The organism is Sphingomonas radicis (assembly GCF_051400635.1).
GTDB lineage: Bacteria > Pseudomonadota > Alphaproteobacteria > Sphingomonadales > Sphingomonadaceae > Sphingomonas.
This window is the reverse complement of record NZ_JBLFFG010000001.1, coordinates 406,574-418,727: the sequence shown is the minus strand read 5'-3', so window position 1 is coordinate 418,727 and position 12,154 is coordinate 406,574. Positions and strand designations below refer to the sequence as shown.

Below are 12,154 nucleotides of genomic sequence, written 5' to 3'. Positions count from 1 at the left end.
CCGAATGGCCACCCGGCGCTCCCACACGGCCTCGACGGTAATTGCTGTCCCGACCTTCCGGCGGCCGGATCGGCTGCGGGCGCTGCTCGAAGCGGTGCGCGGCCTGCAAGGGCTCGAGGGCACGGCGCTGCTGGTGGCCGAGAACGACCCGCAGGGCCGCGAAGGCGCCGCGATTGCCTGCGCGCTGGCGCCAACGCTCTCGATCCCGGTCGACATCCTTCTCGTGCCCAAGCCGGGCCTGTGCAGCGTGCGCAACGCGATCGTCGCCCATGCGCTGCGCTATCCCGCGATGCGGCGGCTGGCGATGATCGATGACGATGAATGGCCGAATCCCGCCTGGCTCGCCGAATTGCTGGCGGTTCAGCAGCGCACCGGTGCTGCGGTCGTCGGCGGCCCTGTCGAGCCCGTGTTCACCGGCGCCGAGCCGCGCTGGTGGCGTGAGACGCTCGTCTTCCGCCCCGAGGAGCGCGCCGAGGGGCCCACGCCGATGCTTTACGCCAGCAACAACCTGCTGATCACGCGCGAGGCATTGGAAGCGGTCGATCGGCCGTGGTTCGACCCGAGCTTCAACCGGAGCGGCGGCGAGGATCTGGATTTCCTCACGCGGCTGCAGGCGCTGGGGTTCGGCTTCGCCTGGGCGCCCAAGGCGAAGGTGCAGGAGTGGGTAGGCCCCGAGCGGGCACGGCGCGGCTGGGTGCTGCGCCGCATGTGGCGGATCGGAATCACCGATACGATGGTGGCGCGCAAGCGGCGCCCCGGAGTCAAAGGCCGCGCTGCGCTGGCGGGCCGGTCGCTGGCGCTGCTCGGGCTGCGCACCGCGTCGCTGCCGGCACTCGCCTGGAAGCGCGAGCGCCGGCTCGACATCGCCGGGCAATGGGTGAAGTCGGTGGCGCGGCTCTATGCGCTGGCGGGCGGGAGCGACGCGATCTACGCCGCTCCCCCTCCGGTCAGTTCTCCCAGGCGCGGAAGCTCTTGACGATCATGTCGCCCGAGCCGTCGGTATAGGCGCTGTTCGTCTTCACCGCGACGTTCATGATCGGATACCAGCGGTGTCCCCTGAACGGGTTGACGCTCTGATAGACTTCGAGCCCGTCGACGAACCAGGTGATGTACTCCGGGCCGATGTCCACGGCATAGCGGTGATAGTCCTGCGAGAAGCCCGACAGGCCATAGGCCTGCTGCGCCTGGATGATCGAGCCGCGCTGGAAGCTCCGCACCGCGCCGCGGCCGCCATGGATGGTCGCCGAGATGTGTGCATCGAAGTTCCAGTAGCTCTGGTATCCGAAACCCTCGAAGACATCGATCTCGGGCGGCCAGCCGGAGGTGGAGATCAGCCAGAAGGCCGGCCATGTCCCCCGCCGCGTGGGCAATTTGGCGACCCATTCATACTGGCCGTAGCCGATATGGGTGGCGGTGGTGTTGTGCCCGCTCAGCACGACCGAGCCATAACCATAGGCCGTGCCGTTATAGTTGATCGGCGTCCAGAGCTTCTGCGTGTGGAACACCAGCCCCTCGTCGGTGTAGCGCAGCGGCGCCTCGACCCAGGGGTAGAGGCTTTCGTCGAGATAGAGGCCAGTTTCGCCGTTCGCGACCTGGGCGCGGCCGTGCGACAGCTTGGTCGACCAGCCGTTCGACCAGCCTTCATCCGACCACTGCATCGTGCTCTGGGTCATGTTGTAGCGGAGCGACCCGAAGGTGCGGAAGGTCCGCGGATAGCGGAAGCCGCTGGTGGAGGCAGCGGTGGGCGTCGCCCCGGCGTTCGCGGTCACGGTCGCGCTGGCGGTGCCCTGATTCGCGCCCCACGGCGCCTCGCGCAGCTTGAGCGAGAATTGCTGCCCGTTGATCACCGAGAGGATCGGGACGGCGACGGTCTTGCGCAGCGGATCGCCGGGGCGAAAGATCACCACCGCTTCAGTCGCCTTATATTGATAGCCCGAGACCGCCTTGGTCGTCGTGCCCGAACCGTTGACGGTGATCACACGCGCGATCACGGTGTTGGGCGTCGGCCGGTCGAGCGTGACCGGCACGTGCGCGACCGAGGCGTCCGGATGGAATACCGCCGAGCCGATCGAGAGTGTCGCCTTTTCGGGCAGCCGCGTGCCGCCGGCGTAATCGAAGCTTGCGAAGCTGTTGGTCGTGGTGGCCGTCGTCGTAGTGCTCGTGGCGGCGAGCGGGCCGAGCACGCCGGTTGACGTAGTCGCCGCAGGAGCATCGACCATTACTAGGCCGGACTGGCTGGAGGAAGAATTGTCAGCGCCCGAGCATGCCGCGAGCGCGCACAAGGAGAGAGCGCCCGAAAACGGGCGCGACAGATAGATGCGCATGGAAATACACCCCCCGGTGTCGAGAGGCCGCAACATTGCCGCCTCTAGGGGGTATGTAGGACAAAGCGGCGCGAGACTTATGTCTCGCGCCGCTTTTTGCGATGAATCGTGAGCTCGTTGCCGCGAGCCGCGGAACTTAAATCATTCTGCAGCCACGCTAAATTCTTCCGCCAGGGCAAGCGTGCCGCGGCCGACGCCGGTATAGGCGAAGCCTGCCGCCTCGACGGCTTCCGGCCGGTAGATGTTGCGCAGATCGACCAACGCAGGGCCGGCCATGCGCTTGCGGAGCTGTGTGAGATCGAGCGCGCGGAACGCGTCCCATTCGGTGACGATCACCAGCGCCGCGGCGCCTTCCGCGGCCTCGTAGGGCGAGGTGGCGAACTCGACATTGGGCAGCAGCGGCCGGGCGGCGGCCATGCCCTCGGGATCGAACGCGCTCACGCTCGCACCGGCGTCTTCCAGCGCCTGGATGACCGCGAGGCTCGGCGCGTCGCGCATGTCGTCGGTGTTCGGCTTGAAGGTAAGGCCGAGCACGGCGATCTTCTTGCCCCGCACCGATCCCTCGCATGCGGCGATGATCTTGCGCCCCATCGCACGCTTGCGCGTGTCGTTGACCGCGACAGTGGTCTCGACGATGCGGATCGGCGTCCCCGAATCCTCGGCGGTCTTGACCAGCGCGAGCGTGTCCTTGGGGAAGCACGAGCCGCCATAGCCGGGGCCGGCGTGGAGGAACTTGGCGCCGATCCGGTTGTCGAGCCCGATCCCGCGGGCGACCTGCTGCACGTCCGCGCCCACTGCTTCGCAGAGATCGGCGATCTCGTTGATGAAGGTGATCTTGACCGCTAGGAAGGCGTTGGCGGCGTATTTGATCAGCTCGCTCGTGCGCCGGCCGGTGAACAGGATCGGCGACTGGTTGAGATAGAGCGGGCGATAGACTTCCTCCATCACCGGCCGGGCGCGATCGTCCTCGAGCCCCACGACGATGCGGTCGGGCCGCTTGAAGTCGTCGATCGCGGCGCCCTCGCGCAGGAATTCGGGGTTGGAAGCGACGGCGAAGTCCGCCTGGGGATTCGCTTCGCGGATGATGCGCTCGACTTCGTCGCCGGTGCCGACCGGAACGGTCGACTTGGTGACGACCACGGTGAAGCCGTTGAGCGCCGGCGCCATCTCGGCGGCTGCGGCGTGGACATAGGAAAGGTCGGCATGGCCGTCGCCGCGGCGGGCGGGGGTGCCCACGGCGATGAACACCACTTCGGCCTCGCCGACCGGGCCGGCGAGCTCGGTCGAGAAGGAAAGCCGCCCGGCCGCCACGTTGCGCGCGACGAGATCGTCGAGCCCGGGCTCGTATATGGGGATCTCGCCGGCATTGAGCCGCGCGATCTTGGTGGCGTCCTTGTCGACGCAGACGACCTGATGGCCGAAGTCCGCGAAGCAGGCGCCGGATACGAGGCCGACATAGCCCGATCCGATCATGACGATGCGCATGCCGTTACTCCTTTACTCTTGGATGCGTTTTCTGGTGTTCGATCAGGCAGCCCGGCGCGGTTCGGCGCGTGCTGCGAGCAGCTGGCTCGCGAACAACTCCACCTCTTCGGCCAAATCCTCGCGGTCGAGCGCAACCGCCAGATTGGCATGGAGGAAGCCGGCCTTGTCACCGCAATCGTACCGGGTGCCCTGGAAGGTGACGCCGTGGAACGGCTGGTCACCGATCATCCGCGCCATCGCGTCGGTGAGCTGGATCTCGCCGCCGGCGCCCTTCTCCTGCCCCTCGAGCACGCGCATCACTTCCGGCTGGAGGATGTAGCGGCCGATCACCGACAGGTTCGACGGGGCGGTGCCGGGGGCAGGCTTCTCGACCAGCCCCTTCACCTCCGTGAGCGTGCCGTCGCGCGTGCCGGGCGTGATGATGCCATAACGATGCGTCTGTTCGTCGGGTACGACTTCAGCGCAGATCAGATTGCCGCCGACCTTTTCATAGGCATCGATCATCTGCTTGAGGCAGCCGGGACGGCCGCGCATGAAATCGTCGGCGAGCAGCACTGCGAACGGCTCGTCGCCCACCACGTCGCGCGCGCACCACACTGCATGGCCGAGGCCCATCGGCTCCTGCTGGCGGACGTAGGTGACTGCACCGGGCTTCAATCGCGTGCGGCCCAGGATTTCGAGCGACTTGCCGCGCCCGCTCATCGTGGTCTCGAGCTCGAACGCGATGTCGAAATGGTCCTCGATCGCGGCCTTCCCGCGGCCGGTGACGAAGATCATCTGTTCGATCCCCGCCTCGATCGCTTCCTCGACCGCATATTGGATCAGCGGCCGATCGACGACGGGCAGCATCTCCTTGGGGATCGCCTTGGTTGCAGGGAGAAAACGGGTTCCAAGCCCGCCAACGGGAAATACAGCTTTACGCACTCGCTTCGGGGTCATGACGCCACCTCCTTCGCTGCGTTGCAGCATATGCGGAGGGAGGGTCAGCGGCAATTTCAGCTCGCCGCCGCCTGTGCACCGATGATCCGTAATTGCCCGGAGGAACGGATGAAATCGCCGCCTTCAGCGGGTCGGGGCGCCGCCAGCGGACTTCTGGGCCTGATCCAGGATTCGCAGGATATTGCCGCCCCACATCTTGGCGAGGTCGTCGTCCGAATAGCCCGCCTGCCGCAGCCGCTCGGTTACCTTGGGCAGGGCGGAGATATCCTGGATGCCCGGCAACCCGCCGCCGCCGTCCCAATCGGCGCCGAAGCAGACATGGTCGACGCCTGCGACTTGGATCACGTGGAGGACCATCGCCATGTAGCGCTCGAAATCGGCGTTCCACATCGGCTGGGTCGCGTCGAGCGCGCGCCAGCGGCGGGCGAGATCGGCCTGCTCCTCCGGCGAAAGCTCGGCGATGCGCTCGTATTGGGCGAACAGCGCGGCGCGCTCGGGCGTCATGTTCATGTTGGAGAGGAAGATCGTGCTGATGCAGATCGCCCCGCCTTTCGCGGCGAGCTTGCGGATTCGCGCGTCGTCGAGATTGCGGGGATGGTCGAACGCCCAGCGTCCGCTCGAATGCGAGAGCAGCAAGGGTGTCTTCGACAGCTCCAGCATCTGATCGAACGCGGCATCGGACGCGTGGCTCGCGTCGATCACCATCCCCAGCCGATTCATCTCCTCTACCCATTTGCGCCCGAGGGGGGAGAGACCGTTCCATTTGGGCGTGTCTCCGGAGGAATCGGCGAACTGATTGTTGGCGCCGTGGACGGGTCCGGCCAATCGCACGCCGCGATCGTGGAATTCCTTGAGGAGCGAGAGGTCCTCGCCCAGCTCGTAGCTGTTCTCCATGCTCTTGAAGGCGATCAGCTTGCTTTCCCGGTCGAGCCGCCGCGCATCTTCGGCGGTGAGTGCACGGCCGATCCGATCGGGAAATTTGGCGAGCGTGGCGTCGATCAGATCCGATCGCTTGCGTGCGAAGGCGAGCGCATCGGCATAGCCCTTTGCCGTGAGCGGCCCCTGTTCGGTGTAGATCGCGAAGAAGCCGCCATCGAGCGCGCCGGCCTCCATCCGCTCCATGTCCACCTGCACGAGATCGGTCGCGGGGTCGTGGTGGCCGGCGAAGCTCCAGCCGGGGCGGCCGAAGTGGATCGGCGTATCGAGATGCGTGTCGAGCGTGAGGAAATCGGCGTGCGATTTGCGCGACGGCGCTTCCGGAGCAGTGGAGGTGCAGCCGGAGAGGAGCAATGCAGCCAGGGTCGCAACGCGCGTGCTCATTTCTCCGTCTCCGCCACCGGCCGCAGGTCGAGATCGTGATAATCGTAGCTGAAATCGGCGATCGGGCTCTCAGCCTTCATCGACACGCGCGCGACCTTGCCGTCGGCATCGAGCGCGAAGGTGACGTAAGCCGGCTCGATCGCCTTGTCTTCGAAGCGGGTGACGAAGGTGTCATACTGCCAATGGACCAGCTTGCCCGCCATACGCGGCGTCGTCTTGAAATCGATGCGCAGGCCATCGGCGCCATCGGTGACCGCGACATCGCCATACCAGGGGTCGCGATAGGTGCCGGCATAGCGATCGAGCGGCAGCGAAGGGCCGACCTTGGCAGGTGCCGCTTTCCCCGCGACCAGCGCCGCCTTTCCGCCGGCGACGCGCTTCTCCATGAATTCGCCGAAGCGCTTCGGCCAATCCTGATCGGGAACGCTCAGATAGTGGTCGACCAACATGTGCGCGACGCCGCGCAGCAGCGCCACTTCCTCCGAATTGACCACCACGGCGATGCCCACATCCTGATCGGGGAGCAGGATGACGTGGGTTATCGATCCGAACACGCCGCCGCCGTGCGAGATGATCCGCGCGCCGCGATAATCCTCGACTTCCCAGCCCAGCGCATAGCTGCTGAACTTGGGCGTGAGCGGCGCCAGGCCGCCGGGCATCTGCGCGATCGGCTGGATCGTCACGCCCTTCCACATCTCGGCGGCCTGCGCTTCGCTGAACAGCCGGCCGCCGCCCGGCAGGGCGCCGTGGGCGAGCTGGATCTTGAGCCACTGCGCAAGATCGTTGGCGCTGAGCGCGAGCCCGCCCGCGGGCATCGCCGCGCGGCCGAGCTCCTCGCGCTCGTTCAACACCGAATTGGGCCCATCGCCGCGCACCGCACCGCCGATCCGGGCGTGCGGGAAGGCGCGGTCGGGCGTCGCCCAGCGCGCCTCGTAGGTGGCAGTGGCGGTGGTCATGCCGCCGCGCGCGAGCACTTCCTGGGTCATGAACTCTTCCCAGGTCTTGCCGCTGACCTCTTCGATCAGCTGGCCCGCGACGGTGTAGAGGATGTTGTCATAGGCATAGGCCGAACGGAAGCTGGTCGCCGGCTTGATGTACGCCAGCCGCTTGACGGTTTCCTTCCGCGACAGGCTGCCACGGGGGACGAATAGCAGGTCGCCCGCGCCCAGGCCGAGGCCGCTGCGGTGGACGAGCAGGTCGCGGATCGTGATCTCGCGCGTCACCCAGGGATCGTACATGCGGAACCACGGCATGTGATCGATCACCTTGTCGTCCCAGCCGATCTTGCCCTGATCGACCAGGATCGCGAGCGCCGTGGACGTGAACGCCTTGCCGGTCGAGCCAGTCTGGAAGATCGTGTCGGCAGTCACCGGCGCCGGGTCGCCCAGTTTCCGGACGCCCCAACCTTGGGCGAGCGTGGTCCTGCCCTTCTCGACGATTGCTACCGCGATGCCAGGCGCGCCGGTCTGTTTGCGGAGCGCCTCTACTTTCTCCGCGAAGCCCGTCGGCGGATCGGCTGCGGCGGGGGTGGTGACGAGGAGGAGCAGCGGCAGCATGTGGCGGAGGCGCAAGTTCATGACGCGGTTTCTCCGTTGAGAACAGGGGGGCGGGTACGCAGCATCCGCGCGACGCCGATCGTCAGCAGCGGCAGCACGAAGACGGCCAGGACCGCGAAGCCGAGCAGCCGGTAACCGCTGCCGATAAGCGCGACGAGGCCGAACCGGTTGGCGACGAAGATGCAGCCGATGAGCAACCCCAGCGCGATACCGGCGCGCGCTCGCTGCGAGAGGTCGGATCCGCGCCGTGCATGCCAGGCGCCGGCCACGCGCTCGTTCACGGCATGTACCACGCCGACGCCTGTCTCGAGCAGCGCCGCGAAAATCATCGCCTGGAACGCGATGCGGAATGCGGGCATTTCCATCTGGGCGAGCAGGAAGCTCGATGGCAGCGTTTCCGCGCCGATGCCCGGATAGAAGGCGATCATGCAGAGGAAGAAGCCGAGCGCGGGCAGCATCGCGAGCGGCCCGGCGACCGCGCCTGCGATCAGCGCGTCGCGCCGGCTGGTGAGATGCCGCGTTAACGGGAGCACCACCGCGGCGGCGACGAGGTTGTACCCCGCATAAGTGACTCCGCCCGCCACCCAGCCGTCCCAGGCCGCCGGCGTCGCCAGGCTGGCGGCGATGCGATCGCCGAAGCTGGTCAACCCCAGCAGCAGGAACAGTGCGTAGACGAGGTAGAGCAGGATCGATGCATATTTGAACAGCCGCTCGACCGAGGCGCTGCCGAAGCTGGTGATTGCGGCGATCACGGCGCCGAGCAGCAGCGTGCCGAGGATCGGCGGCGCGCCGAAGCTAGCGCCGATCTCGCCCGCGGCCGCCCCGATCACGGCGAGGATCAGCACCAGCAGAAGCAGATAGACGATCTCGAACGCGATCCAGCCGGGGCCGAGCAGTCGATGGAAGAAGCTGCGATAGTCGAAGCTGCGCGTCATGTGCGCGAAGGCGAAGGTCGCTGCGCAGACTGCGCTCCAGATCGCCATCGCGAGCAGCATCGCCGCCAGCCCGCCCTGCGGGCCACTGGGCACGAAGAATTCGGCGAGCTCGCGGCCGGTCGCGTAACCGCCGCCGATCACCACGCCCTTGAATGCGAGCCCGGGTAGCAGGAAGCGCTGGAACCAGCTCGATCCTGCCCCCGCCCTGCTCATGCCAGGCAGCTGTCGATCAGCGCGTCGAACGCGGGCCCGCCACGGATCGGATCGGCTACGGGCAGGCCCAGCCGTTCGCTCTCGCGCGCCATCAGCTCGGCGGCTTCCTCCGCCCCGAGCGCCGATGTGTTGAACGAGAAGCCGCCGCAGCGGATCGCCGGATTGGTGCGCCGGCCGAGCAATAGGGTCAGCTCGACCACTTCCTCGATGCTGGTCAGCTTGTAGCCGGCAGTGCCGAGCATCTCGGTCCGGCCGGGCTCGTGGCAGACCACGAACACGTCGGGCTGGCTGCCGTGGAGCAGCCCGAGCGATACCGCGGCGAAGGCGGGGTGCATCAGCGATCCTTGGCCCTCGATCACGTCCCAGTGATCGGGCGCGGCGTCGGGCGAAAGCATCTCGGCTGCGCCCGCCTCGAAATCGGAGACCACGGCGTCCATCGGCATGCCGCCGCCCGCGATCATGATCCCGGTCTGGCCGGTGGCGCGGAAATCGGAATCGATACCGCGCTGCTGGAAGCCGCGGGCGATCGCCAGCGCCGTGTATTTCTTGCCGAGCGCGCAATCGGTGCCGACCGTCAGCAGCCGCTTGCCGCTGCGCTTGCGTCCGGAGGCGACCGGAATCTCGGTCGGAGGAACGCGGATGTCGATCAGCCGCCGTCCCAGCCGCGCTGCGGCTTCGGCGACTTCGGGAATGTCGGCCAGCCGCACGTGCATTCCCGAAACGATGTCGAGCCCTGCCTCGAGTGCCTCGATCAGCGGCTGGCGCCACGAGGGCGGGATCATCCCGCCCGGATTGGCTACGCCGATCACCAGTCCCTTCGCGCCCTCCGCCACGGCCTGGGCAGGCGTGAGCCGCGGCAGATCGGTGGTGACGGTGGCGCCGCACGCGAATTCGCCCACGCATTTGTCCCCCGCCCAGTCACGAAGCCCGAACGCAGTCTTGGCGAACCCCGGCTCGGTCGTGTCGCCGAGGAAGAGGAGATAGGGCTGGGGCAGCACCATCGCGGTGCCGCGCGCGCCCATGGGGGCATTCATGCTTGTGCTCCGATCAGAACGCCAGGTCGACCGCGAGGCCGAGCGTGCGCGGCTGCAGGGGAACGGTCGAGAGGAAGCCGGGGTTGACCGTCGCGACGTTGGTCGTGATCCGCCCCTCCTCGTCGGTCAGGTTGCGGGCATAGGCGCGCAGCGTCCATTTGCCGCCGAAGGTCACCGATGCGTTGAGATCGAGCGCCGCATAGCCGTCGATCGGGACCGACAGCGGCGAGCTTTCGACCGCCGAAATGCGGTCACCGACGATGCGCACCGCGCCGCCGACATGCGCCTTGGCCTTGCTGCCGAGCACGAAGCCATAGTCGGCCGTCATCGCCGCGGCGAGCTCGGGCACGCTCGGCAGCCGGTCGCCGTCGGTGCAATTGTCGGTCGTCTCGGTGCATTTGGCGTCGGCGTAGGCAAAGTTGGCACCGACACTGAACCCGCTGACCGGCTGGATCAACAGCGAAGCCTCGACCCCCTTGCTCCGAGCCGTCCCTGCATTGACCAGACCGTTGATACCCTCGGCAAAGGCAGCGCTGGTCTGAAGGTCCTTCCAGTCGAGCAGGAAGACTGCCGCGTTGAGCGTCACCTTCTGGTCGAGCATCTGCGCCTTGATGCCCGCTTCGTAGCTCGTCACCGTCTCGGAATCGACCGTGGCGGGGAAGCCCGGCAGCGCGATGTTCGGACCGCCGGGCCGATAGCCGGTGGCGGCACGGGCATAGATCATCAGATCCGGATTGATGTTGATCTGCGGACTGACGCTCCAGGTGACGATCTCTTCGGACGAGCTGCCGTCGCCGCCGCTGTCGAGCCCGAGCAGCGGGATCTGAGTCACCTGAGTGAAGGTCTGGTCGTTGCGCGCCCAGCGTAGCCCGCCGGTGATATGGAAGGCGTTGCTGAACTTGTAGGTCGCGTTCCCGAAGAAGGCATATTCCTTGTAGGTATTGGGCAGCGCCACGATCGCGAACGGATCGAAAGCGGGCAGCACCTCGCCCGATGCATCATAGGCGTGGACGATCTGGTCGTGACTGTTGTCCTCGTCGGTGTAGAAGAAGCCGAGCATCCATTCGAACTTGTCGCTCGATGCCGAAGTGAGGCGAACTTCCTCGGTCCATTTCCGCTGGTGCAGCGTAGCAGGGTAGAGCGCGAGCCCGCCCCAGATCACGCCATAGACGCGCGAAGCGTCGCTGGTCTCGAGGATCTCGAGCTCGCTGTACGAAGTCGTCGAGCTCAGTTCGGCAAAGCCCAGATCATAGGCGACCGTGCCCGAATAGAATTGGAAGTCGCTGGTGAAGGGCTCGGGCAGCTGCGAATTGGTGCTGAGCCATTCGGCGTCGGGCGCGAGCGGCGCATAGGTGCCCGGCGTCTCGTAGAGGATCGAAAAATTGTCCGAATCGACGGACTGCCACACGCCGCTGAGCTTGACGGTGAGGTTCGCGTCGGGCCGCCACAGCAGAGCCACGCGGCCGCCCTGCTGGACGGCGTCGTTCACATCCTCCTCGCCGGTGAAGATGTTGTCGATGTAGCCGGGCGTGTCGCGGCGCGAATAGCTGCCGCTGATCGCCAGGCTGTCGCTGACGATCGGCACGTTGACCATCGCGCTCGCTGCCCAGCCCAAGTCGCCGCCATGGGCGATGGTGAACACCTCACCGCTCGCGCGCACCGACAGGCTGTTGAGGTCGGGCTGCACGGTCACATATTTGAGCAGGCCGCCGATCGAGCTCGCGCCGTAGAGCGTGCCCTGCGGCCCGCGCAGCACTTCCAGCTGGTCGATGTCATAGGGCAGCAGGTCGAGCGAGAAGGTCTGCGCGCGATTGTAGATGCCGCTGGATCCGATCGGTGCGTCGTCGAGATAGATGCCCACGGTAGAGCTGGGGCCGATCGGCGCGACGCCGCGCAGCGAGAGCGTCGAACGGCCCGGCGATCCGGCATTGTCGACCTGGAAGCCGGGCACATAGGCAGCATAGTCGGAAAGCTGCGAGGCGCCGCTCTCCTGCATCTGCGCACCGCCGACGACGCTGATCGAGATCGGCACGTCCTGCAGCCGCTCCTCGCGCTTTTGCGCCGTGACGACCACTTCATCGTCACCGGCCACTGCCGATTGCGTGGGCGCCGGCTTGGTTTCCTGCGCAAGGGTTGCCGTGGGTGCCAGCAGCGCACCGGCTGCGGCAGTGATCAGCAACATGCTCCGGTTCTTGATGCGCATCATCGTCGATCCCTCCCTGGGAATTCGATGGCTTCCGTCGGTCCCCCGACCGGCGGTGACCGCACGCAGCACCACGTCGGCGCTCATGCGTTCGTTTGTTTATCTAATTGGGATGCTATTATCCTGATTAGAGAATTGTCAATCG

At 66.6% G+C, this 12,154-nt stretch carries 9 protein-coding genes; 1 reads left to right on the top strand and 8 read right to left on the bottom strand.

The annotated features are described in order from the left end of the window. Positions 1–4: 4 nt before the first annotated feature. Positions 5–976, top strand: coding sequence for a glycosyltransferase family 2 protein (locus ACMGDH_RS01805; RefSeq protein ID WP_436826210.1), 972 nt, complete (start codon positions 5–7; stop codon positions 974–976). On the opposite strand, the gene ACMGDH_RS01800 is transcribed toward ACMGDH_RS01805, so the two are convergent. From ACMGDH_RS01800 to ACMGDH_RS01765, 8 genes are all read right to left on the bottom strand, one after another. Beyond that, positions 948–2,324 carry a glycoside hydrolase family 16 protein gene (locus ACMGDH_RS01800; RefSeq protein WP_436826209.1) on the bottom strand — a complete coding sequence of 459 codons (1,377 nt, stop codon included), beginning with the start codon at positions 2,322–2,324 and terminating at the stop codon, positions 948–950. The genes ACMGDH_RS01805 and ACMGDH_RS01800 overlap by 29 nt on opposite strands. 141 nt (positions 2,325–2,465) lie before the next feature. Continuing rightward, positions 2,466–3,809 carry a UDP-glucose dehydrogenase family protein gene (locus tag ACMGDH_RS01795; RefSeq protein ID WP_436826208.1) on the bottom strand — a complete coding sequence of 448 codons (1,344 nt, stop codon included), beginning with the start codon at positions 3,807–3,809 and terminating at the stop codon, positions 2,466–2,468. A 42-nt stretch (positions 3,810–3,851) separates the two neighbouring features. After that, positions 3,852–4,748: a UTP--glucose-1-phosphate uridylyltransferase GalU gene (gene galU / locus ACMGDH_RS01790; RefSeq protein WP_436826207.1), complete on the bottom strand. Its 897-nt coding sequence runs from the start codon at positions 4,746–4,748 to the stop codon at positions 3,852–3,854. 123 nt (positions 4,749–4,871) lie between these two features. Beyond that, positions 4,872–6,068: a dipeptidase gene (locus tag ACMGDH_RS01785; RefSeq protein WP_436826206.1), complete on the bottom strand. Its 1,197-nt coding sequence runs from the start codon at positions 6,066–6,068 to the stop codon at positions 4,872–4,874. After that, on the bottom strand, positions 6,065–7,645 hold the full coding sequence (locus tag ACMGDH_RS01780; protein WP_436826205.1) for a serine hydrolase: 1,581 nt from the start codon (positions 7,643–7,645) through the stop codon (positions 6,065–6,067). The genes ACMGDH_RS01785 and ACMGDH_RS01780 overlap by 4 nt, the downstream gene beginning before the upstream one ends. Continuing rightward, positions 7,642–8,772 (bottom strand): YkvI family membrane protein, encoded by a 1,131-nt coding sequence (locus tag ACMGDH_RS01775; protein ID WP_436826204.1) that lies wholly within the window; start codon positions 8,770–8,772, stop codon positions 7,642–7,644. The genes ACMGDH_RS01780 and ACMGDH_RS01775 overlap by 4 nt, the downstream gene beginning before the upstream one ends. Further along, positions 8,769–9,806: an N-acetyltransferase DgcN family protein gene (locus tag ACMGDH_RS01770; protein WP_436826203.1), complete on the bottom strand. Its 1,038-nt coding sequence runs from the start codon at positions 9,804–9,806 to the stop codon at positions 8,769–8,771. The genes ACMGDH_RS01775 and ACMGDH_RS01770 overlap by 4 nt, the downstream gene beginning before the upstream one ends. A 13-nt stretch (positions 9,807–9,819) precedes the next feature. Continuing rightward, positions 9,820–12,096, bottom strand: coding sequence for a TonB-dependent receptor (locus ACMGDH_RS01765; RefSeq protein WP_436826202.1), 2,277 nt, complete (start codon positions 12,094–12,096; stop codon positions 9,820–9,822). Positions 12,097–12,154 lie beyond the last annotated feature (58 nt).

Coding starts and splice junctions, on each gene's coding strand:
- ACMGDH_RS01805 (WP_436826210.1), top strand. CDS start 5: ATGGCCACCCGGCGCTCCCACACGGCCTCGACGGTAATTGCTGTCCCG.
- ACMGDH_RS01800 (WP_436826209.1), bottom strand. CDS start 2,324: ATGCGCATCTATCTGTCGCGCCCGTTTTCGGGCGCTCTCTCCTTGTGC.
- ACMGDH_RS01795 (WP_436826208.1), bottom strand. CDS start 3,809: ATGCGCATCGTCATGATCGGATCGGGCTATGTCGGCCTCGTATCCGGC.
- galU (WP_436826207.1), bottom strand. CDS start 4,748: ATGACCCCGAAGCGAGTGCGTAAAGCTGTATTTCCCGTTGGCGGGCTT.
- ACMGDH_RS01785 (WP_436826206.1), bottom strand. CDS start 6,068: ATGAGCACGCGCGTTGCGACCCTGGCTGCATTGCTCCTCTCCGGCTGC.
- ACMGDH_RS01780 (WP_436826205.1), bottom strand. CDS start 7,645: ATGAACTTGCGCCTCCGCCACATGCTGCCGCTGCTCCTCCTCGTCACC.
- ACMGDH_RS01775 (WP_436826204.1), bottom strand. CDS start 8,772: ATGAGCAGGGCGGGGGCAGGATCGAGCTGGTTCCAGCGCTTCCTGCTA.
- ACMGDH_RS01770 (WP_436826203.1), bottom strand. CDS start 9,806: ATGAATGCCCCCATGGGCGCGCGCGGCACCGCGATGGTGCTGCCCCAG.
- ACMGDH_RS01765 (WP_436826202.1), bottom strand. CDS start 12,096: ATGAGCGCCGACGTGGTGCTGCGTGCGGTCACCGCCGGTCGGGGGACC.